Genomic DNA, 25,118 nt, shown 5'->3' on the forward strand with positions numbered 1-25,118 from the left:
ATTAAACTGTCTCACCTAAAGAATGTACAAGACCATCTCTAAACTGTCCCCATTCTAATACATGTGCCACTTGTTGTGATGGCTTAAGGTATAAAATACCATCCCCCATGTGCTCCTCATCTGCAGGGAATAACATCAACTGATTCAGTTGTGTTGCCAAAGTATAACTATCTACTCCCAAGGCATACAGCCTATTATAACTATTAAATTGTTCTGGCCAATTTCGTGAACCTGCTTGATGCGCAAAAACCCAAGGAATATCACAAAAAATAATTCCATCAAGATCCTTATCTTTCAATGGATTGGCGCTACCTCCATAAACACTTGCGGTGGCAAAAACGGGGACATCTCCAGCATAATAATAATTTAACAAGGGCATAATCTGTCGTGCTTTAGAGGGATACGCCAATAAAAAAATCATATCAAAATCTTGTCTACGACTGGTCACAGGTTGAATTTTTTGACCTAACAATTCTCTTATTTTTTTTTCACGCTTTTGGCTATGGCTAATTTGTAAAAAATCTTTCATTTTTTTATTTAAATCATCATTGGAACCATATAAGAGCGTATCAACAACACGCCCCCCACTTTTTTGCCATTGTTGACTAAATGATTTCCTGATCTCATTACCCCAAGCATTTCCAGGGGCAATAATTAAAGCACGACTATATCCTTTATTTTTTGCTCTTAGTGCTACTTGAATTGCTTCATTAGCTGGTGAAAGGGCAAATGAATAAGAATTTTCTTGAATAGGAGTAGCTGAATCATTTAATAGCAAAGTAGGAACAGGATGCGATAATGCTGCAACTGCAGCCGCCTGTGATTTTGTTAAAGGACCTACAATATAATCTGCACCCTCATTTATTGCTTTTTGGTACAATACGGTCACATCACCACTGTTAGTATCATAAGTTTTCACATTTATTGGCGTATCACCCTGGTTATTTTTAGATGCAGCCATAAATCCATCCCGTACCGCAGTTCCTGGCCCTTGTAATGCGCCAGTTAGCGGTAATAAAAGAGCTACTTGTTTGGGTCGATCATGAATTTTGTTTGCAATCGAATCCAGGGGGTTAGGTAGAATATGGTTTGCTGGATGATCGCTAAAATGAGATTGCCATTGATCTAAAGCCGCAAGTAAGGATTTTGAATGATCGCGATATTGATGTGAAATCAAAGCTAATTGAATCCATCCTTGTAACACTGATTGTTCAGGCAGCTTAGCAGCTAAAGCAGTTAATTCAGCCTGAGGAATACGCATGAGTGTCAACCAAAGCGCACGACGGTTATTTGTTTGGTGTTCATCATCGGTGATTAACGATTCAAGTTTTATACGTTCCTTTACTGAGTCTAAAGGTCTACCTATAGTGCCATAGGCTTTTGCTAGAAGCTCATGATATTGAACCTGTTGATAAAGAGATAACTCGTCTTGCGCTGTAATTTTGGTTAATTGACTTAACGCCTTTTGCGGACGCTCACGAATCAAATCAATTTGTGCTAATAAAAGATTTTTTTCATCTGCAAGTATCGGCGTTAAATCCGAAGTCTGTGCTAAAATAGCAGAGCCTTGTCGCCACTTGCCCTCTGAAATCAAATGGCCTGCAGCTTTAAGTAAAGATTGTTGCTTTTCTATTCCCTCTTGGGTTTTAGCTTGAGCAAGGTAACTTGAAGTAGGTTTAGAATATGGACTTACTAATTTTTTCTTTTCTGCTTTGGGTTCTGACGCCAATACAGGGGGTGCCATTTCAGGAGGAGTAACTGCTGTAGTGCATTGGCAAAGAAAGGAAGTAGAGATCAGTAAAAAAAATGCCCTAATTTTTATTGAATTTATTAACATGTTTCATAACATTAAGTAAGCAATAACCCAAGAGGATAAACCATGAATAACTCACTAGCAACAGGCATAGGAACGCTCTATATTGTTGCCACTCCTATAGGAAACCGTGAGGATATTACGCTTAGAGCATTAGAAATACTTAAGTCTGTTGATTTTATTTTAGCTGAAGATACACGGCATTCAGCACAATTATTAAACGCTTTAGGAATAAAAAACCATCTCGAATCTTTGCATGCACATAACGAAAACAATAAAAGCAAAGAGTTGATCGAACAAATTCTAGGAGGAAAATCTGCAGCCTTAATCAGTGATGCAGGAACCCCTTTAATTAGTGATCCTGGTTTTTTATTAGTGAGGCTAGCACACCAAAATGCTATCCCTGTTATCCCTATTCCTGGTCCTTGTGCCCTCATTACAGCACTTTGTGCCGCTGGAGTTCCTTGCGATTCATTTCTCTTTCTAGGCTTCCTACCGGCAAAACAACAAGCAAGAAAAGTAAAGCTTGAATCTTTGCGCACCGAGCCTCATACGTTAATCTTTTACGAATCAACTCATCGCATCGTTGATTGTATTAATGACATGGGCGATATATATGGTGAAGAATGTGATATTGTTTTAGCAAAGGAATTAACCAAAACGTTTGAACGTTTTCTTATTGGCACTATTTGTGACATTAGAAAGTGGTTATTAGCAGAACCTGCTCATATAAAAGGGGAATTTGTTTTGATTATTCCTCCACGTCCCACTCCTCTGGAACATGATGCTCATGAAAAATTACTCAAAGTCTTACTGGAAGAACTTCCATTAAAACAAGCAGTAGCTATTGCCTGTAAGCTTAGTAATGCAAATAAAAATGAATTATATGAAAAAGCGTTAATTCTAAAAGATAAATAACGTGAGCTTCTTATAAAGAATCTTTTTAGAGCCCCTCGCTATCTCGCCCCGTTCAGCCTGAGAGGGCATTTATGCCGTCTTGAGCTATCCCCACGCAATTTAAAAATAAGGATCCAGTGACTATTTAAGGCCGTTCAGCCTGAGGAGGGGCAAAATGCCCCATCTCGAAGGCCTGGTATAAGGCTTCGAAACAACGCTACGAACGGGTCGCAATAAATCCACGTTCGCTTATACGATACTCACATTAATTTAACTCACAATAAAATCTTCCCCAATTCCAGGTATAATTTTCCATTGACAAGTTGCGCCGTGATAACCTAAAGCCTGAATATCTGGTTGTGCCGGGCCATTGGCCGTGACCACAAAGACACAAGCTTTAGATTCAAAACTTGAACCCTTCGTCAACTGCACAGCAGTTACTGTATAGGCAATATCAAAAGTAGCATCTTCCTTAAAACCAAATCCATAGGAGAGAGGATTAGCAGTTGAAATTTGTACTCGATTGATCGGCTGGCATGCTTGATCAACAAAGAGTCCTTTTTCGTTTATCATACGCAAATTGACTTTCCAGTCGCCATTCAAACTACTCACTTTATGCCAAGTATGAACAGGACAATAGGAAAAAAAATGATTAGCAAATGCACATGGAGTCAAGCCGAGAAAAATTGCTATTTTGCAAATATGTTTCATTTTTTAATGATCCTTTCTTTAAATCCAACCCTATCTTATTACATAAATGAGAATCATTTGCAAATACACTACTGCTTTTTTTCTTGATTCTAGCTGAGCAATCGCAAGTTACGCTGCAAAAAGGGGGATTTTTTCATGGGTTAAATAGACCCATTAAGCAGTGAATAAGAAGAATCATAAATTTATATTTAGATATTAAAAAAGTAGATTACAATACCCGATTTCACATCATTATAATTACGAGGACTTTTATGGAAGAGCAAGATGATCAATTAGACTACATTATAATGAGTGAAGAACCTTTACCTATATGGGATTCAATCATAGATACTATTATTGAAAAGGTTCAAAATATTGCTTCATATGTTTCTAAAATATGGAAAAGTAGCTCGCAAGAAATAGACACAAAAGAAGAAAAAGATACCGTTGCCAAATTAACCTATCCTTCAGTAAGCCATTATCTTACATTTTTAAAAGACATTACTTTATTAAAAACTAATCCTGCTAAAAAAGCACAACTGCAATCTTATTTTATGACTTTTGTTGCAGATCTTGGTGCTCGTTCTCTTGACGAAGGTTCAGGCATAGCTTGTTTCAGTTTACCTGACTTAACGAAAGTATTTGTTCTTTCTAATCAGCAGGCAATTAAACAACTCTACGAAAAATCTAATGAGAAAAAATTTAGCCAAAAACCCTTTTTTCAACGTTTAGCGCTTATATTAGGCCCTGACAATTTAATGTCTTCTGTTTTAGGATCAGAAACCCATTCGAAAATTCGTGCATCCATTCTTTCTCGTAATGAATCAAATAGACGGCATGTTGCCAAAATTGTTGCTGATTTTTTTAAAGAATATGAATTGGAACAAATTATTCAAAGACAATCGTTAAGTGAACTCATGGATAAACTCTCGCGCCGAGTATTAATTGCGACTTACTTTGGGGAAAATGTGGTTCAACCTTTTGAAAAACTTTATAGTTCAACCATAACAAAAGAGTTAATAGATTGCTTATTTAGCTTAGATCCTATTAAAAATTCAGAGGAAGAAGAGCTGTTGGCTTTAAGAGGCAAAGTATTAGGCTTAGGCTACAAACTCATCTTTTCGCAAGAAGCCATTTCAAAGCAATTAATGGTGGAACAGAGTTGGCTTAATTACTTGTTAAAGGTGCGCGTTTTAAGCAATCCAGATGCAGCTCCTGAATTGCAAAAAATGGAAATCAACTCCACCACAAAACTAACTGCAGAACAATGCGAATCTTTGATCAAATATTCACAATTGCACTTAGATAATACGCCACTATCTACCTTGATAAGGGATGTCATCAATGAAAGCTTGTTTATTCCTTTATTAGGTTTTGATGCGACTGCTACAGCCTTGATTACCTCTCTAAAAATCGCGCTCCAAGATAAAAGAATCCATACCATCATCAAACAAGAAATTCAGCAAAAAATGTTAGCAGGAGAGGCGTTCGAATTGCATTCTCCTTGGGATGTGGTTAAAAAAGAAGATGCTTTATCTTATACTGAGGCTGTTTTACTGGAAGCGTTACGATTATCCCCTCCCGCTCCTATGGTGCCCGAAATAATTAATGAGGCGATCACTCTTAGTATTGATGATTTTTCTTTCACTTTACCGGCGGGCGCCTTAGTGTTTATACCTATGCAAAGTTTGCACACCCATGAGAAACATTTCCCAGACATTGTTCTTTCTGAAGAGGGACAAAAAGCTGTTGGTAAAAAATTAATTACTGCAAATGACATCTTCCCTGAACGATGGGGACCTAAACAAAGGAATAAAGAAATTTATAATGCCAATTTTTTTTCCGAAAGCCCAGACTCTTATAAGCCTGGAGCATTGCAAAAAGAAGGTAGATTTCTTACCTTCAAAACCGGAGCAAGACGCTGCCCAGGTCTTCGAATTGCACTGACGGAATTACTTTCTTTATTTCGTATCTTGGCAACCTACAAAATTGAACTCATTGGAGAAGAAAATTTGCAGTTATCATTCAATTATGAAACTCCTTTACAGAGAAATGGTGGGATGGGTTTAGTGAAAATTACGCCTAAAAAAACATTAACTACACCAGCAAACATTCCCTCTAAAGAGGAGCAAAGTACTCTTTCACGAAGTGGTGTCCATTTCTTTTCTCAGGCACAAACCTCTGACATGCAAGACCTTAGTAAAAGAGAACCTCTATCAGAAAATTCAAATTTTTTGAAAATGGCAGGAAATGTATCGGTTTAACTGGATGTTCATTTTTGCTGTTTTAAACTTTAGATTCTTTAAGATATCTAGAAAGAATTAAATACACACCATTAGTCCATCCAAATCCAATCTCATTACTCGTATAACTGTATTTAATTTTATTATCGGTCTGAGTACTTATGATATTAACATCGTATTTTTCAAATATTGCATGATCCTTTTGGAATCCTCTATTTATTGTATTAATAAATTTAGTAGCTACTTCTATAGCAAATTGATTATAACCATATTTATCAAGTCCAAATACAGCAAAATATTGCATAGGAGCCCAGCCAAATGGAGCATCCCATTGTAATCCAGAATAATTCGTGCTAGTTACAATGCCTCCTTTCATGAGTAAATCGGGTAAATGCTTTACTACAGCTGCGGCTTGTTCTTTAGAGGCGATTCCAGCCCATAAGGGATAAAAAGTTGTGGCAAATGGATAATATTTTCGCTCTTGCTTTTTAAAATTGTAATCTAAATAATAACCTGTGGCTTCATCCCATAAATAGAAATTTATATTATTTGCACGAATTTTTGCTCGTTTCTGCCATTTATTTGCTGCATTATTATTGCCTAATATTTCATATATTCTTTGTATATCGCATTCCATTTGATACAACAAAACATTTAAATCTACCGGAGCATAATCTAAAATAGCAGCACCAAAAGGCCCATATTTTGCTGTAATATCAAAACCAGACTCTCTAATTGTTCGATCTGCAATATAAAAATAGTTTGTTAACTGATTTTTTTTGTTATCATAGAAAAGAGTCTTATCATAATCAGTGACAGAGTGTGTATTAAAATAATTTACTACTTTTCTATAATACAGTGGTGACTCTTCAGGGGTTTGCCCCTCTCCACTGGAGTAATATCGGGACAAACCAATATTAGGAATCGCATGTGGTGGGGATGTCCAAAACTGATAAAGTTTCTCAATCGCTGGCAATGTGGATTTTAACCACATATTATTTGGAACTTTATTATAATAAGCTAATATCATTTCTGTGAGTAATGGAGGCTGGGTTCTTCCTAAATAATAGGTACGATTGGCATTTAAAATCATTCCATAATTTATTACTTCATAAATTAAATTGTCTACCATATTTTTGGCAAGATTAAATCGCTTATTTTCTAGTAGTCCCAATTCAATGAAAAAGCTATCCCAAGCATACATTTCATTAAATCGACCTCCAGGTACCACATAAGGATAGGGCAAATAAAGCAAACCATGCCTCATGATCGATGTACGATCCTGGGGTAAATATTCAAACTTAACTTGGCTTGCTATTTTTATATTTTTTGATTTGACTTTTTTGAGGTTTTCACCTTGAGGTAAATAAACTATAAATTCGCTTACTGATAATTTAGGATCGAAACTAGATTGAAGCCAATCCTCTCTTACTAATAAATCCCAACTTTTATCAATGTATTGAGTAACTTTTAAATCAATATCATCTCTTGTACTCGAAAATGCATTTTTAAATAATACAAGGAATATAAATAAATAATAAACGTATGGGCTTTTATAAATTTTACGCAAGTTAATATCCATTATTCGATTAAATAAAAGTAGAACTTACAAGCAAGTAGCGTTTAAGTTTTATTATTTATGGAGCAATTGACTCATGAATGCAAAAAGCAAATTTGCAACCAGCTTGAAGCTAAAAATTTTTGTTAACTACGCGTTAATGAAGTATTTAAGCGATTAATCATAGTTAAAATTCCTTATTAGCATCCCTTACCAAAAGCGGAGTATTCAACCTAATGATCATAGTATACTATTTAATATTGATTGTTAAATCAATGAACCAATTTGTTCGCCCATTCGATACCATTCATCATATCTCAGGAAATCACCTTATTTAATTAGCTTCTAATCCAAATCTCGCCTTAATAGTTGAACTATCATCAGGAAAAATGGTTCTACGATATTCTTCTTTAAATTTATTAGAGAGGCCAGAGGAGTGTTGCTCTTCTGTCTGTTGATTACTTTCTTGATTATTTTGACTCACCTGATTTAGTCGATTTGATAGAATATCTTCTCCAAGTTTGTTCGCTCGGACTTCCAGCTCCTTATATTCATTGTCGCTCAAGGAATGATCATTTATTAACTGTTTATTCATTTCACTCCATCTCTTTATTTTCTCTTTCTTTTGTTGCACTTGTGCTAAAAAATCACCCGAATCTGTTGCAGGAGCAACCGAACTTAATGGCGAAGGATTTTTGATATCACCCTTATGTTGAGACAAAGTTTCCGCGATACTCTTTAAAGATTGCGGGGAAAGATCGGGTTGAGGTATTGGATTGGCTTGTGGATTACCTGGCGATTTATATATGGGTTCCCATGCTTTTATTATACTATTTATTATATTAGAACCAGCAGTAAAGAGTCCTCCACCAGCAATAAAACCGCCAACTGCGAATACAGCAGCAACTAAGCCAACTTGGGCTATTAAATTGGCGCCAGCTAGAGCCCCTAGAGTAAGGCCATAGACCCCGAAACCCAGAACAGCAGATGCAACAGCAGGCCAAGCAAAAAAGGCAACTACGCCTAAAACAGCAGTAGCCAACACAGCAGCACTTATAGCCATGATCGCTCTTTTATGTTTTTTGATAAAAGATTCTTTCGGTTTTGGTATCTCCAATATAAGCTCTTGGGGATATATCTCCTGAATAACTGGTGAACCTAATGCTGGCGGTGATGTAACTTTATTTATGTTTTTGTTTTGTTTTGAGTCGTGAATTGGCATATTTTACTCCAAATCTTATACAAATTATTTAATAGTTTGAGGCTAAGGATACTGAGTATTCCTTTATCATTTCTTAATGTTGGTATTTAAGACTTTCTTTTCACCAACAAGTGGTTAATATAAAATCATTTATCTTGAAAAATAACCAATCAATTAATTTTATGTGTCATATCAACCATTTTAATATTTTATTATTTTCAATAAATTGAATACTGATTTCTATTTTAGAGCTCATCAAAATGAATTAATATTTGTCAGTGGAAGTTATACCGCAAACCTAAAAGGTAGAGAGAAAAAATTACTCCCATTCCGAGTAATTCTTAGAGAAAGGGAGAATTTAAATGTATCGCTTAGATCTTAGAACAAGACTATTCGTCGTCGGGAACTGAATTGTCGAGAGACTCTGGAACGCAGTATTATTTAACTACTATGTTCGTATACTTATTTAACCATCGAGTGACTTCTTCAACCGTTTGCTGATTCACTTCAATTACCTGATGATAAAGTTTATCCCGCATCGATTGATTTCCCGCTTTCGAGTATTGTTCTAGATATTGACAGGCTAAAAACATACGTCTAGTTCCTATACAGGCAACCCCTCCTTTTATTTTATGCGTCAAGTGATCAATTTGACTCCAATCCTGCTCCAGGTAAGCCTTCTTCATGTTTTGGATGTCTTGTTGTATGGTTGGGGAAGTAAATTCTTTCAATAACTGAAACAATAATGAGACGTCATTAATGTATTTCATTCCTTCTTGCGTATCAAAAAGAGAAACTGAATCTAAGGAGAGTAATTCTTCAGATACAGGAACGGAAATAGAGGGTTGTGAACTTTGGTTTACCGTAATCACGCTAGATACTTGCTTATCCAAATGACACTGCTTCACCATCTCTTTTAGCATCTGAATATTGATGGGCTTTCTAAATACCTCATTCATTCCTGCATGAATACATTCAACTCGCGCTGTTTCTAGTGCATGGCCTGTTAAACCCACAATGGCAACCGCAGGAACATTATTTATTTTTTCCCAATGCCGAATGTGTCTTACTAATTCGATTCCGGATATTTCCGAAAGACCAATATCCGTAATAATGAGATCGAAACGAGTGGATTTAATGCATTCCAAAGCCTCATTAGCATCCATAGCTGAGGTGAATCGATATCCTTCACTAGCAACAAATGATTCTAAAACTTTTAAAGCAATAGGGTTGTCTTCGACTAATAACACGTGAAGAGAACTCCCATCAATTTGGTTCACATACGACTCATTGCTTTTTTCGTTGGGTATTAAATTTTCTTTAAATCCAATACGGCAATTTAAATCAAAAGAAATAGTAGTTCCCTCTCCTTCCTTACTTTCTAAAGTAAGATGGCCGCCTAATAAAGTAACGTACGATTGAACAATATGAAGACCTAGACCGTATCCCATTTGATTTCCTTCATAAGAAGGATTAACACGAAAAAATTGCTCGAACACTTTATCTTTTTGCATTTCAGGAATGCCAATCCCCGTATCTGAAACACTAAAATGCAACAGCGTATGAAAAGCAGTAAAAGATAATGGCTTGATTGTAAGCGTAATACCTCCAGCTTGAGTAAATTTTACTGCGTTTCCCAAAAGATTTAATAAAATGTGATGGATTTTTTTTCTATCACTAACAATAAATTGAGGCACATTAGAATCAATAGTGCAGGTGAAGGTTAAATTTTTTGTTACAATTGTTGGAGCTTCCAGTTTTATTAAATCATCAATGCATTGACGTAATTCAAAAGTTTCTTCATGGATGTCCATTTCATTGGCACTGCCCGCGCGCACATCCTCTAATATCTCATTAAGCATCGTTAAAAGTTGATTGCCACTTTCATACAATAAGTGCGCCTCTTCCTTATGCACAGGATTGGTTAAATTCTTTTCCAATATCTCAGAAAGACCAATTACCCCTGTGAGCGGCGTACGGATATCATGGCTCATATTGGCAATGAATTCAGTTTTAGCAATTTCTGCTTGCTTTTCCTTGGTAATATCAATCGTGATACCTAATACACCAATCGTAGAGCCATTTTCGCTGGTAATAGGTACTTTACTCACTAGAGTATGAAAGATTTCTCCATTATGGCGCACCAAAATTTGCGGCAGTTTCAAAACAGGTTTTCCATGTTGTAATATTTCCTTATCGACTTCACGATAACTTTCAGCAATTACCTTATCTGAAAATAAATCGAAATCAGTCTTTCCAATGATATCATCGGAGGATTTTAGGCTAAAAAACTCAGCAGCCATTTCATTACAACCAACGTATTCTAGATCTTTATTTTTCCAATAGACATAACAGGGGATTCGATTGATCATGCTCGACAAAAAATGGCGAATTTCATCCACATACTGATTCACGGGAAGATGTTTTTCAAAAACATGTCCCGTCATTTTTTCTATTTCATGTTCTAAAGTGATGTAGGTATCATCGACCTCTGAAATATCCTTATCGAGTAAAAACCAATGTGTTTTATTGTCTATAATGACTCTTACTTTACTCCATACTCGATAATATTTATTAATAATCATGATCTTGGGGCAAATGAGATTCATATTTTTATCTAAAATGGGCGGAAGCCTTGCTTCTTCCCAAACGGATAGAAAGGGCTTTCCTATCCAAGAAGATGCTTTAATATTTAATATTTTTTTAGCGCAACGATTAACCAAAACTACATTCATGAACCGATCAATGACGATTAAGGAACATGAGGCAATGTCATAGGCTTTAGCCATCACAGGCAGTTCTTCTTGGGTTATTCTCATAAATTAGTTATTTTCATGATTAAAAATTTGTATCCTTTCATTGATAAAAATCGTTTTTTTGCAGAAATTCAGCAATCATTTTGCTATTTTCTTCATTCATAATCGTGTCATGATTCGCATCAATAGTCTGACACATAATATTTCCTTTATTAAATTTAGCCCACCCATTATAAGGATCATCAATCTCTTGATAGCCTTCGTTCAATTCCTTAGCTTTAAACAGTATCATATCCTGGCTTGTCATTGTTGGTTGATGCTCTAATAACAACCGCATCCGTTCTGCAGCCAAATCAGCAAGCGCTTTAGTTTTTTTATCGTCCATTGAGAAAAGGTGTTCTATAGAATAACTGTCCTCACGCTGCCTCGGTGAAAATACAGACCAGCTTTCAATTAAAGCTAATAAACCTATTTTATGGTGTTGTTTTCGTAAAAGGTAGGCTATTTCATAAACCATTGTCCCACCAAAAGAGTAACCAACAAGATAATAAGGCCCTTTAGGTTGAATCTGTAAAATCGCATCAACATACTGCTTGGCCATAGACTCAATACTGTCATACAACATTTTTCCAACGGAAATGCTTGGATCTTGTATGCCGTAAATCGATGCAGATTTCCATAAGGATGCTATTTCATTAAAACAATAAACCAAGCCGCTCACGGGATGACAAAAGAATAGTTTAGGTTTTACCTCATCAATTTCATTTAAAGGCACAATAATATCAATAGATTGTTTCTGACTTTCGCTAATCAATTGACGCAATAAAGCGATAGTAGGTGCTTTGTACATATGTTGTATCGATAAAGAACAATCGAACATCGCATTAATTTTTTCAATCAATGTCATCGCCTTTAATGAATGACCACCTAAAGCAAAAAAATTATCTTCTCTACCTATGGAGTCTATGTGTAAACACTCCTGCCAAAGTTTGGCAAGCTGTTTTTCCAATTCGTCCTGAGGCTCTAAATAAGTATTTTTAATGTTCAAATGCTCCCGTGATATTCTGTTTTTTACCTCCTCATTCTCATTCACAGGATTTGCCAAAAGTTCTTGGTATCGAGCAAGCTCATAATTAGAAATGATAAGATGTCTATATGAAGTGGACAATGCGTTTAAAAATAAAGATTGGCCTTCTTTAGAACTGATGTCATTGCCCAGATTAAACAAATTTAAAGCATCAGTTTTCGATAAACACACACTCATACCCACATCACGCCAAGTATTCCAATTGAGACTTAAGGTAAATTTTGAATGAAACAAATTCGATTGCGCCATAACATCCAGGCTCGCATTAGCAGCGCTATAGTCTATCTGGCCTTTCGCTCCCACTATAGCTGCGATGGAGGACATCAATACCACAAAATCAAGTATCGGTAGGTTTTGAGTTGCGTTGGCAAGATAATAAGCCCCATAAATTTTAGGGGAGAGTACCTGATGCGCTTTATCAGGAGTCTTTAAGTGAATAATCCCTTCTCCTGCGATACCTGCCGCATGAATGAGTCCATTTAGTTTTCCATAGTTTAGAAAAATCCAATGGAACAATTGAGATACATCCTGTTCATTAGTTACATCACAAGGATACAGATTTATTGAAGCACCTAAGCTTTGGATGTATTTTAATTGGCTTATGGTGTCATATTCTTGATGGTTTTTGTCCTCTAAAATCTGGGCCCATTGTTCTTGGGGGGGATAGGACTTTCTAGAACTTAAAATGAGAACTGGTTGATGTACCTGGCTTGCTATCGCCTCACTTAATGCCAGACCTATTCCTCCAAAACCCCCAGTGATAAGATAAATGCCCTTATCAGAAAGTCGCGATTTTAAGGAATTATTTTCAATGGCTACGTAGGCAGGAAACCAACGATAATTATTGCGGTATGCAATAAGAATATCCTTGGTTTCACTGATGGTGAGCGCGGCGAGGATATCCGCAAGTATCGATGTTAAATCAACTCCTTTTACCTCTCGCATAATATCAACCACAAGACAACGAATTAAAGGATGTTCTAAGGGTACTACATGACAAAAACTCGATAGAGTTGCATTAACGGGAGATAAACGCTCTGTTCCTAAAATAGGTTGCGTTCCATGCGTCATGATACAACAGCTCAATTCAGTCTGAGCTCCAATGACCTCAACATAGGCTTGGATCACATACAAGAGACTATAAAACCCCTTATCGAAACACACATCAATAGCGGTGCCCTCTTGTACTTCTTCTTCAACTCCATCAAGTGACCAACAATGAACAAATTTTGGGTGATTTAATGCCTCCCTTAAGCACTTAAAACAGTCAATATAGTGCTCTTTCAGCACAGGATTAATAGTAAAATGGGTTTGAGAATGAATAATAAAGGCATCACCCGCTTCAATAATAATAGGTCGTACGTTATAGAAACTCAAAACGTTGATAAGCTGTTGCCCTATATCTCTGGTGTCTTTAAAAATCACCCATTGGTAATCGCCTAGCGTGATATGATTCACTTCACTCAAAGCCTCACGTGTCCAAACAGGACTATATAGCTTTGTCTGTCTATTAAGCTTTAAAGAGCTTTCATCTGGATGTATCCAATAGCGTTGCCTTTGAAATGCGTAAGTAGGTAAGGCAATACTCTTTCGCACCGAAGATTCATGCAAAGGCTCTAAAAGAACAGGAACCCCTTTTGTCCACAATTGTCCAAGGGTAGTAAGAAATTGAGTCAGATCAGATACAGGCTTATAATGACTTGGAAGAGTGGACGTTACAAAGACATGCTTCGATGACATAGTATTGACAAACCCGCATAAAGATTGGCCTAAACCTACCTCCACAAAAAGTGGATGCTCATCTTGTAAGAGAAGATGAACTCCTTGAGCAAACTGAACTGTATACCGTAAGTGGCGGTACCAATAATCAGGACTCATCGCGTCTTCAGCAGAAAGCCAATCCCCGGTGACATTCGATACTATAGGTATCGTTGGAGGTGAGAGTGTGATATTAGAAAAGAGTTCTTTAAATGGTTTTTCCAAACACTCCATCATGCCACTGTGAAAAGCATGACTTACCTTTAATTTGTGATACTGTTTTTTGTGTTTTATCAAGTGTTTTTCTAGCACTCCAATGCTTTCAGTATTTCCTGCAAGCACGTATTGATGTGTCGCATTATGTAGTGCCAAGCTCACACCTGAAACTAATTGATATTCTTGGCACTCTTCATCCGAACATTCTAGTGACAACATCTGTCCTGCAGGTACATTAGCCATCAAAAGGCCTCGTTCACATACAAGTGCAATACCGTCTTCAAAGGAAAAAACACCAGCAACACAGGCTGCCACATATTCCCCAATACTATGTCCTATAAGTACATCAAGTTGAACCCCGCACTCCATAAGTAATCGTGCCAATGCGTATTCAATAATAAATAATGCCGGTTGAGTAAATTGTGTTGGTGCTAATGAATCCGTATCTGAATTTTTTATGAGATGAAGTAAATCACAATTTAAATAATGATTTGCTGTTTTAATGCCCTGTAATACATATTCCCTAAAACGAGGAATAGTATCAAATAACTCCATAGCCATTCGAGGATACTGCGTGCCTTGGCCACTAAACATCAATACGATACTATGCTGTACTTCATCATCACAATATACAGAATGAGTTTCCTGCAAACCTTTTTGGATTTCGACAATGTTCTTACCCACACTAAAACGACGCCAATTAAAATCATCTCGTCCCCTATGCAGGGTATAGGCGATATCACGAAGCATGTCATCATTACATCTATCTGAGCTTAAATACTGATCGAGTTTTTGAATTTGTTCTTCAAGAGCGCGTTGTGTTTTTCCTGATACAAACACCAACTCTTCAGTTTGCAAAAAGGGCGCTGTAGTGTGTTGAGACACATCATAGTCACTTAAAATCATATGAACATTGGTTCCCCCAACACCAAAAGAACTTACTCCTGCATAACGCGCTCTATGAACGTTTTCCCAATCCATCAACTGGTCATTCACATAAAAAGGGCTTTCTTCAAGACCCAAATCGGGATTAGGTTTATCAAAATAAATCATAGGAGTAATTTTTTTATGATACAAACACAATGCTGTTTTAATTAATCCTGCCATGCCTGCTGCCACATCTGTATGTCCTATATTGGCTTTCACAGAGCCTAAAGCACAATAATGGCTAAGCTCCGTTTGTTCACGATAGACTGCAGATAATGCATGAAGCTCAATAACATCACCTAGCGCGGTGGCAGTTCCGTGTGCTTCAACAAAACTTATTTGATCCGCAGTCAGTTTTGCCTGACTTAAAGCATCTTTAATACAAGACATCTGTCCACTCATGCTCGGAGCGGTAAACCCTAATTTATCGACTCCATCATTGTTAACACCCCGTGATTTAATGACTGCATAAATAGTATTGTGATCGTTTATAGCATCTTCCAGACGTTTAAGGACTACTACTCCTACCCCATTTGAAAATACAGTACCATTTGCTTTAGAAGAAAAAGGTCGACAATAACCATCAGGTGAAACAATGCTTCCTGGCTGATAGATGTATCCATCGATTTGCGGAACCGTAACGCAACTAGCACCTGCTAAAGCAATATCACTGTGTCCTAGAATCAAATCCTGACATGCATGATCCACCGCAATTAGTCCAGTAGAACAGGCTGTGTTCACATTCACACTTCTTCCTTTTAAATTAAGACGATATGAAGTTTGGGTGCTTAGCATACTGAGACTGGTAGCTATACGTTGGTGAAATAAATCATATTCACGACAAAATCGATTATTTTTTAATAGATTTTCATGTAAATAAGTGCTGTCTGTCATTCCAGCAAAAACACTAATCGTCTTTACTTTTTGTTTTTTAGGAGCTATAGCAGCAGACTCTAATGCCTCCCATGCACATTCTAGAAAAATTCTTTGTTGCGGATCGGTAATGTTCGCATCCACGGGGCTAAAATTAAAAAATGATGCATCAAATTGATCTATGTCTGAAAGTATTCCTTTAACAGGTACAAAATTAGACGTTTTTTGCAACGAACCACCAAAATCTTCAGGATTAAATCGAGTTAAACAATCCTTTCCCTGACACAGGTTATCCCAAAATTGATCAATATTGTTTGCCCCTGGAAAACGACAGCTCATACCAACAATGGCAATATCCGAGGAAGTAGTGGAGTGTATTTCTCGTACGAGAGGAACATCAATATCCCCTTCGATATACTTTGTTAATTTATGAATGGTTGGGTGCTCTAAAAGATCGACGACTTGCAACTCGGTATGTAATGCATGATTAATGAGCGTGCATGCTTCGGTAATCAACAGCGAGGTAGCTCCTAAATCGAATAAATTTTTATTAACTTCAATATGAGAACGATTTAACAGATGATTCCAAATGTCTTTTAAAGTTTCTTCGGTTTTGTTGGTTAATGATTTATCGATATGAAAAGATAAATCCGTATGGGATATTTGATCTAACTTTGCCTTATCAATTTTACCTATAGGTGTTAAAGGTAACTCATCTACCATCACGTATTTAGCAGGCAACATGTAGCTTGGCAATTCTTGGCTTAAAAATTCTCGCAGCTCGTCTGCATGAATTTTCGTATGTGGCGAAGAGAACACAATATAAGCGGTGAGCATTTTATGCAGACCACCACCCATTTCTACCACCACAGCAGCAAGACTCACCTCATTATGCTTCATGAGTTTTCGCTCTACCTCGCTAAGATGGATGCGATAACCACCGACCTTTACTTGATCGTCAACCCTACCAGTATATAAAAGTTCACCTGTGGATAGTTTCTTTACTAAGTCACCGGTTTTGTACATTCTTTCAAAAGGTGCAATTTGACAAAATGGATTTTTAATAAATTTTTCAATAGTTATGTCTTCACTACGGTGATAACCCAAAGCCAAATGAATGCCACTTAAATACAACTCACCTTCATCTACTTCATTCATCTGCTCATCAAGAACATAAGTTTGAGTATTTTTAAAAGGAACTCCAATCGCAGACAGATGTTCATCGCTTGTAAGTAATTCTTCATTAATAATATGACGACAAGCAAATGTAGTGCCTTCTGATGGTCCATATCCATTAATCAAAGTCACTGGTTTGTTTATTTTATTGCGATGTACTATAAATTGTCTTAAAAGAGCAGGATTTATTTGCTCTCCACCAAAAAGGATGGTTTTAGGTTGATTCAGGGTTTTGGGTGCCGATTTGATTAATTGATGAAACAATGCGGTGGGTAAGAGTAAATATTCCACTGCATTATCTTCAAGAGTTTTTTTTAACGCCATAGGATTTGCGCGAATCTCTTTTGAAATAACACAGAGTTTTCCTCCATTTAATAACGAACTCCATATTTCGAAAGTACTGGCGTCGAAGGCCAAATTGTTACATTGAGCTACAATTTGGCCACGCTGCACGGAGGCATAATTTTCAACAACTGCCAAATTTACTACAGCCTGGTGAGGGATAATGACTCCTTTAGGTTTTCCAGTTGATCCCGAAGTATAAATCATATAAAGAGGCTCTTCAGGATGGATCATTTCCCCAATATTTTCCTTAGAGTAACTGATTGATTCGAAGTGAAGTTGCCTCACAAGATATTGAGGTATACTAATTTCTTGCAGCTTTTGCTTTAATTCATCGTTGGTTATAACAAGCCTAGGATTTGTCTCCTTAAGCAGATGATTTAATCGAGTTACTGGAGCCAATGTATCCATAGGAACATATACAGCACCAAGTTTGACGATTGCTAAAATACACAATATAAAATCGGTGCTTGGATCAAGAAGAATCGCAACACAATCCCCTTTAATTATGCCATTTTTCCTTAAACATTGAGAAAACTGATTTACTTTTTCATTTAACTCACAATAGGTATATTGTGATTTTTTATCACTTAAAGCAATGTAATCTGAAGTTGCGTTGACTTGAGATTCAAATAATTCAATGACGCTGTATGCATATGAGCGTTTTTTTTTATTCATTATTTAACCTCATTTTCAGGTTATCTATTTGTGGTTAATCCATAACTTAATTTCAAAAATCAAACATAAGTTCATTAACATATAGTACAAAACAAACACAATTGAATATTTTATCATCAATAAATAATAAAAAATATCAGGAGCCACTCCTCCTGATTATACATTACGCGCTATGTTTAAGAGATACTCACAAAATTGAAACTAAAAAAGGATTTGGGCTATTCTACATTTGGAGCGTTCGGGCTGAGGAAGCACAAAGCTCTGCCGCTAAGTCTCATACCGGCCTTAGCGACAGGGTTTTATTTTAAATCATTCAGCGCTTTAAGAACAACAATAACTACCCTCAGTTATTTTCTCTTCAGAAGGGGCAGCTAAAGCAAGCTGTGTAGCTTCTTTTTTACTCTTGTGTTGATCATAAGCATGATAAATTTCATAGCCTACATACATTGCTGTTAATGCAATTGCTGCAGGCCAGCATATAGCAAAAGTAGTAATCAAGAGCGCAGGCATTACTGTATTTTTCACCATAGTAAATATAAAGTCATTACGTGCAGCTTGATACTCCTTAAACGCCACCTCAAGATCTTTTCCTGCAAGTTGTGCTTGCTCCAATCGCAAACTTTTCTCTTGGAAATTTGAATAAGCACCTGCAGAAAGATACATTGCTGTAGCCAGGGTACATACAAAAAAACTCGCAACAATAATACCAGGAGGAGTAAATAACAAAGAAGCTGTAAATCCAAGCATTAATAAAGCTGCTGCTGCTGCAACAAAATAAAAAGTTCCTTGTTTGGTTCGCCAATCGATTTCCAATTCTTTTAATTGAGCCTGTAACATAGCTATATGCGCTGCTGCATTTTTAATTTCTGCAACATCTTTAAGTTGCATTAAACGTTTATTGTACTCTTCGATTTCCTGCTCATACTGCGCTTTCTTAATGAGATATTCTTGTTTTGCCAGCTGACATTTATATAAAGTCATACAGACATCAAATCCTAAAAAGACTGCGGTAATTGCTCCTGCAACAGGGCCTGGGATATGAGTAATGTGATTAAAATTAGTCAAGAAATTAACAGTTGCCCACACTAAGTCATTTGCAAAATTACAATGCCGTTTATAGAGTTCATATTTAAAACGCTCAAGCGCTGTTGTTTTATCCTTTTTTTCTTCGTCAGTTGGAAAAAAAGTATGTCTAATCAATAGACCTGCATCGATCATAAAGCGCATGAGGAAAAAACCAACACTCAAATAATTAAGCACGCCATTTGGTGCTTGAATGACTGAGATTATTTTATCCACATCTGTGTGGGTGCCTAAAACGGCATCCAATTTGTCAATAAGTTGCAGATCTTTTGCTAACGTAAGGCCTGTTGTTAAAGTGAGTCGACAAAAAACCCAGTACACACGACATAAATTAGAGAACGCTACATAATCACGAATTTGTGATATATGAAATGGTGAAGACATTAAATTGCGGAAACCTTTCAGATAGCTTTCTTTTAAAGACTCAATAAAAGCTTCTTCGGAAGCTACATTCTCTTTAATATTTAATAAACGACTTTTAATCTTTAGCCTTAAATTTTTGTATTCTGTCTCTTTGCTTTGTTGTGAATAGGCTTTATAAAAATTTTCCAATAAAGTGGCACAATAATAACAATATAACCAAAAGGCTTCATTATTTTTATCTTTTTGCTTTTGCAAAACGGCAAAAGTATGCGCAAACTCAGCTTCCAGTGTCTTTTGGTTTTGCAACAAAAAGGTATAACCTATATGATTTGCTCGGTTTTCTACCTTTTCAATTTTATTGATTACCATATCGGTTTTAGGAAGTTGTAGAAAAAACTGGTTTTTATCGCTTTTAAAGGCCATATTTTGCTTTGAATAAACCACTCTAAACCTCACAAAAAATATACAGTAAGTATCGTACGTTATCATTTGATTTTGATTTTGACAAGATATTTATGTATGTTTTTATTACACAATGTTTTCAAAAAATATATACACCACTAGCTCATCATATGATCTATATTTAAAGAAACAGAAGAGGATATAAAAATAATCAGTGCAAGAAACACATGTGCAGTAAGTATTCATGGGATGTTTTGTCATTGCACTCAAAATATGACCATGTAACCGTTTATCTCATTAATTAGGTATATGAATGAATGATTTTGGCTTAGCGCTTGAGCCCTTAATATGATGATTTATTTACCAATACAAAAGCTTGAAAAAATACGCCCTAATAAATCATCAGAACTGAATTCACCCGTTATTTCGCATAACGTTTGATGAGCAAGACGCAAATCTTCTGCAAGTAATTCTCCAGCTCGATGTTCTGCCAATTGTTGTTGTCCCATAAGAAGTATATTTTTTGCCTTATCTAATGCTTGAAGATGGCGTCTTCTTGCAAGAAATTGTCCTTCATTAGGTTGATAACCTACAACTTGTTTGATCAATTGTTTTAAGGCATCAATTCCTTCACCAGACTTTGCACAGAGGTATACTGAATGATTTTGCACTTGTGCACAGCGACCTAATGTGTCAATTTTATTAAATAAAGTAATAATAGGAACTTCTTCCGGTAAAGCAGTTCGAATTTCTTGGGTTAAATCGTAATGATGTTCTAAATCATTAATGTCAACAACTAATAAAACACAATCCGCTTTTTTTAATTCTTGCCAAGCTCGTTTGATTCCTTCTTTCTCCACTAAATCTTCAGACTCTCGTAAGCCAGCGGTATCAATTATGTGTAAAGGAATATCATCCAATAAAATGTGTTCTCGCATTACATCGCGAGTAGTTCCTGCGATTTCAGTAACGATGGCTACATCTCGCCCTGCTAAGCAATTAATTAAAGTTGACTTACCTGCATTAGGTCTTCCAGCAATAACGACAGATAATCCCTCGCGTAAAATAACGCCTTGATTCGCCTGAGAACGTATGGCATCTAATTGGGCTAATATGTTTTGTAACAATTGAGCAACTTTACCATCATTAAGAAAATCAATTTCTTCTTCTGGAAAATCAATTGCGGCTTCAACATACAAACGTAGATGTATGATCTGCTCATTTAACTGAGTAATTTTAGAAGAAAACTCTCCCTGCAATGATTTAAATGCCATTCTTGCCGCTGTTTGTGAACTGGCTTGAATTAAATCAGCTATGGCTTCTGCTTGGGTCAAATCAATTTTATCATTTAAAAAGGCACGTTCAGAAAATTCTCCAGGTCGTGCTAAACGAGCCCCCAAATGGATGCATTCTTTAGTTAACATATCCAGAACAATAGGAGAACCATGTGCTTGAATTTCAACTACATCTTCCCCAGTGAATGAATGTGGTTGTTTAAAATAAATCATTATTCCTTGATCAATTACTGACTCAAGAAACTCTTCTTCCTCAGTGTGGGAACATGCATAAAAGGAACAAAAAGTAGCTAATCGAGGTTGTAAGGCCTTATTACCATTTAAGGAAACTGCAATAGAATATGCTTGAGGTCCTGATAATCTAAGAATACCTACCCCACCTCTTCCTGATGGGGTAGCTATAGCTACAATGGTTTCTGTGAACATTTATTTAACAACGGCAAGTTTTTTAACCGGTTTTTCATCAGAAAATTTACGTGTAATATACCATTGTTGCAATATGGATAAAGTGTTATTTACAATCCAGTATAATACTAAACCAGCAGGAAACCCCCAAAACAATCCGGTGAATAGTACAGGTAAAAACATCATTACCTTCGCCTGCATCGGATCAGGTGGTGCAGGATTTAGTTTTTGTTGAATCAACATAGTTGCTCCCATAATCAATGGCAGCACATGATAGGGGTCAGCATCTGATAAATCTTTAATCCAGAGAATAAAGGGTGCCTGTCTTAACTCAACACTCTCTAATAAAACCCAATAAAGAGCAATGAAAACAGGAATTTGGATTACAATAGGCAAACAACCACCTAATGGATTAACTTTTTCCTGCTTATATAATTCCATAGTAGCTTGACTGATTTTTGCTTTATCATCCCCATAGCGTTCACGTAACGCTTGCAATTTGGGTTGTAACTTACGCATCCCTGCCATTGATTTATAACTCGCTGCGGATAAACGATAAAACGCCAGTTTAATCAAAACAGTTACTAAGACAATGGACCAACCCCAGTTACCCACAACATTGTTAATCACTTTCATCAAAGAGAAAAGTAATGAAGATAAGAACCATAAAATTCCATAGTCAACTGTGAGATCAAGCGACGGAGCAATACTTTTTAGGACACTTGTGATCTCTGGACCTACATAAAGCTTAGAACCTATTGTCTTTTCTTGGTTAGGTTGAAGAGTAATTGGCTGACTTACCGCTCCTATAGTGTAATCATTATTAACCGAGCGAGTATAAAATTTATTGGTTGAATTAGCATTAGGAATCCAGGCACTTAAAAAATAATGTTGTTGCATAGCGACCCAGCCGCCTTTGCTGTCTACATCTAAGTTACCTTTATTCATATCGCTAAAGCTTACTTTTTGATAACGATGTTTTCCTGGCTCAGAATAAGAAGCACCAGTGTAGGATCCTACATGAAATACACTTGATTTATCTTCTTTTGGAGAACTGCGTATCAATTGGGTATTCATATACCCAACCCATTCATGATTTCCTTGATTGGCTATTTTGTAATCTACATCAATAAGATAGCTTCCCTTGGTAAACATAAATTCTTTTTTTACATCAAGTCCATCTTCATTTTTTCCATTAAGGGTTACAACAAGTTGCTTTTGATTAGGGTCTAATTCGTACTGTTGTTGTGGTGATGTAAAATTAAAATTCAGTGCTTGAACATTTTGTCCTGAAGCTACAAAAAGATTACTACTTGCAATATAACGTTCACTGGATTGATTTTGTAAAAGAAGAAAAGGTTTATTTTTTTCTTCAATACTTTGAGGATAAGCAAGCAATTGGCTTGAAACAATATCACCTTGCTGTAAGTCTATGGCCACATTTAAAACGTCAGTTTTAACGTGAATGATTGATGCGTTATTTGTTTTTACTTCTGTAGTAGGTGTTATTGAGGTTGTGACAGCATTAGATGGAGCCATTTGCGGCAATAAAGGCTCACCGTTTTGTTCCTTATTGATGGCACTTTCTGTTTGTGCAGGCTTAGTAGGATAATCTATTTGCCAAGCATTCCAAAGTGATAAACTTACTAGCGCGAGCGCCATGTATAAAATAACTCGTCGTATATCCATCAAAAATTCTCATTGTTAGGAAGTACAGGATCATAACCACCCTTAGACCATGGATGGCAACGCAATAATCTTTTAAGAGCCATCCATAAACCTTTGGTTATACCGCATTGCATGATAGCACTTTCAGCATATTGTGAACAACTCGGGTAATAACGGCAGCTTGGTTTTAGCAAAGGACTAATCAGATATTGATATAATTTAACGGGAAAACATATTATTTTTCGTAAAGTGAGGTTATTTTTTTCCATGTTTTGCCCAATCTAGCGTTTATATTTGCATTTGTTTGTTTTGCAACGCCTTGTCTTGCTAAAAAAACTATATCGACTGCAGGTAGTTCTTCGTATCGAAAGCTTTCTCTTAACAGCCGTTTAATGCGATTCCGATCATGGGCTTTTGCTATCATTTTTTTTGATAACGCAAGCCCAAGTCTTGCATAACCTAAATTATTTTTTCTATAAAGAATAATAAATTCGGACGTTACAATTTTACTCGCTTGTTCAAACACATGACTATAATCAATTTTTGTTAGTAATCGCTGTGTTTTTTTAAATGCAAACACTTAAGCAGTCAAACGTTTACGACCCTTAGCTCGACGACGCTTGATTACTAATCTACCTGCACGAGTAGCCATACGCTGACGAAAACCATGATCGCGTTTGCGCTTTAAATTACTGGGTTGAAATGTGCGTTTCATGATGAACCTGTTAATAAAATTCTAAGGCTCGCAATAATAGAGAACTTTTTTTCTACTGTCAATTTAGCAGTTGATTATTTTTTGTATATTTATCAGGTTGTATTGAAATTTTGTTTGCTTGCTAATAACTAAATCATTTCTTTATTTTTAAAATTTTTTGTTATTATTACTGAAAACAACTTCTGTTAATAAGTGTTAAAAACATATAAAAATCAATGACTTTTTTCAAAATAAACTCTGTTTATAACCTCTTTTTATTGCTGTGATCTTTCTGTATGTATTTTTTAGAATTGATTTATACACATTGTTATTATCATCTTATACTCTCTTTATGATCGCATTTATTCATAGATCTGTTCACATCTATTATCCTATGGGTGAATTTACTTTGACGCTTAAAATATATAATTATTGATTATTTTTAAGATACGTTATGAAAGTACTCATATGCTGCTGTTTAGATGGACACTTAACTCCATTAAAATAATTGAAAGAAATGGTGGATATAGCATATTGGAATTGGTAACTGCCGATGGATTGTTTGTTCTAAAATACAGAAACTAAAAAGTATAGACTTTTTAAAGTCCATACTTTTTTTGTGGATAACTTTCTTTTATATTAAAGCCTGAGTATAATTCGAATGCAGCTGCACCTTAGTGAACTGAAGAAAATTTTCTCTAGGGTCTGTTGGCAATTGGTTAACATTGATTACGTGTGGTGCTTTATACGCCACATCCAACTTTGCATGAACCGAATCTTGGTTCAAATAGATTCACGTCGTTGAGATCTTGCTCGTAACGCGCAGGACGTAGAGAATTAGAATCAATTGCCAACAAACTCTAGCTTCATGCAAATAATTTTCATGCTTAATTATCTTGCTGTCCGGGTACTTTCAGTGGCATATTTTAATACTGTGGATAATTAGTTTTTAAATATTCTTTTTACCATTCTTCTTTGATGAGGAGTTACGTT

At 36.1% G+C, this 25,118-nt stretch carries 14 protein-coding genes; 2 read left to right on the forward strand and 12 right to left on the reverse strand.

Going from position 1 to position 25,118, the window contains the following annotated elements:
* Position 1 precedes the first annotated feature (1 nt).
* Positions 2-1,837 carry a penicillin-binding protein activator gene (locus DYH34_RS17500; RefSeq protein WP_058464243.1) on the reverse strand — a complete coding sequence of 612 codons (1,836 nt, stop codon included), beginning with the start codon at positions 1,835-1,837 and terminating at the stop codon, positions 2-4.
* A 42-nt stretch (positions 1,838-1,879) separates the two neighbouring features.
* Here DYH34_RS17500 and rsmI point away from each other — a divergent pair, with 42 nt between their 5' ends.
* Positions 1,880-2,731 (forward strand): 16S rRNA (cytidine(1402)-2'-O)-methyltransferase, encoded by an 852-nt coding sequence (gene rsmI / locus DYH34_RS17505; protein ID WP_058464242.1) that lies wholly within the window; start codon positions 1,880-1,882, stop codon positions 2,729-2,731.
* Between the two features lie 249 nt (positions 2,732-2,980).
* On the opposite strand, the gene DYH34_RS17510 is transcribed toward rsmI, so the two are convergent.
* Positions 2,981-3,421 (reverse strand): hypothetical protein, encoded by a 441-nt coding sequence (locus tag DYH34_RS17510; protein ID WP_058464241.1) that lies wholly within the window; start codon positions 3,419-3,421, stop codon positions 2,981-2,983.
* 251 nt (positions 3,422-3,672) lie between these two features.
* On the opposite strand from DYH34_RS17510, the gene DYH34_RS17515 reads away from it, so the two are divergent.
* Positions 3,673-5,664, forward strand: coding sequence for a cytochrome P450 (locus tag DYH34_RS17515; protein WP_058464240.1), 1,992 nt, complete (start codon positions 3,673-3,675; stop codon positions 5,662-5,664).
* A 22-nt stretch (positions 5,665-5,686) separates the two neighbouring features.
* Here the strand turns inward: DYH34_RS17515 and DYH34_RS17520 are convergent, their stop codons facing one another.
* The 10 genes from DYH34_RS17520 to rpmH all read right to left on the reverse strand — a co-directional run bounded on the left by DYH34_RS17520 (position 5,687) and on the right by rpmH (position 24,146).
* Positions 5,687-7,225 carry a trehalase family glycosidase gene (locus tag DYH34_RS17520; protein ID WP_058464239.1) on the reverse strand — a complete coding sequence of 513 codons (1,539 nt, stop codon included), beginning with the start codon at positions 7,223-7,225 and terminating at the stop codon, positions 5,687-5,689.
* A gap of 310 nt (positions 7,226-7,535) precedes the next feature.
* Entirely contained in the window at positions 7,536-8,423 is an 888-nt protein-coding gene (locus tag DYH34_RS17525; RefSeq protein WP_058464238.1) for a DUF5336 domain-containing protein, read from the reverse strand.
* Between the two features lie 416 nt (positions 8,424-8,839).
* Positions 8,840-11,221, reverse strand: a complete 2,382-nt coding sequence (locus DYH34_RS17530) for a PAS domain-containing sensor histidine kinase (protein WP_058464237.1) — start codon at positions 11,219-11,221, stop codon at positions 8,840-8,842.
* Between the two features lie 37 nt (positions 11,222-11,258).
* The gene (locus DYH34_RS17535; RefSeq protein WP_058464236.1) at positions 11,259-18,215 is read right to left on the reverse strand and encodes a type I polyketide synthase; all 6,957 of its coding nucleotides are present in this window, start codon (positions 18,213-18,215) and stop codon (positions 11,259-11,261) included.
* A gap of 321 nt (positions 18,216-18,536) precedes the next feature.
* Entirely contained in the window at positions 18,537-20,105 is a 1,569-nt protein-coding gene (locus tag DYH34_RS17540) for a hypothetical protein (protein ID WP_058464235.1), read from the reverse strand.
* 314 nt (positions 20,106-20,419) lie between these two features.
* Positions 20,420-21,784: a tRNA uridine-5-carboxymethylaminomethyl(34) synthesis GTPase MnmE gene (gene mnmE, locus DYH34_RS17545; protein ID WP_058464234.1), complete on the reverse strand. Its 1,365-nt coding sequence runs from the start codon at positions 21,782-21,784 to the stop codon at positions 20,420-20,422.
* The gene (gene yidC / locus DYH34_RS17550) at positions 21,785-23,452 is read right to left on the reverse strand and encodes a membrane protein insertase YidC (RefSeq protein ID WP_058464233.1); all 1,668 of its coding nucleotides are present in this window, start codon (positions 23,450-23,452) and stop codon (positions 21,785-21,787) included. It abuts the gene before it with no gap.
* Complete coding sequence (yidD, locus tag DYH34_RS17555) at positions 23,452-23,700, reverse strand: membrane protein insertion efficiency factor YidD (RefSeq protein ID WP_058464232.1); 249 nt, start codon at positions 23,698-23,700, stop codon at positions 23,452-23,454. Before yidD ends, yidC begins: the two co-directional genes overlap by 1 nt.
* Positions 23,667-24,011: a ribonuclease P protein component gene (gene rnpA / locus DYH34_RS17560; RefSeq protein WP_058464231.1), complete on the reverse strand. Its 345-nt coding sequence runs from the start codon at positions 24,009-24,011 to the stop codon at positions 23,667-23,669. The genes yidD and rnpA overlap by 34 nt, the downstream gene beginning before the upstream one ends.
* Entirely contained in the window at positions 24,012-24,146 is a 135-nt protein-coding gene (rpmH, locus tag DYH34_RS17565; RefSeq protein WP_003633859.1) for a 50S ribosomal protein L34, read from the reverse strand.
* Between the last annotated feature and the right edge of the window lie 972 nt (positions 24,147-25,118).

It is taken from the genome of Legionella cincinnatiensis (assembly GCF_900452415.1).
Classification (GTDB): Bacteria; Pseudomonadota; Gammaproteobacteria; order Legionellales; family Legionellaceae; genus Legionella; species Legionella cincinnatiensis.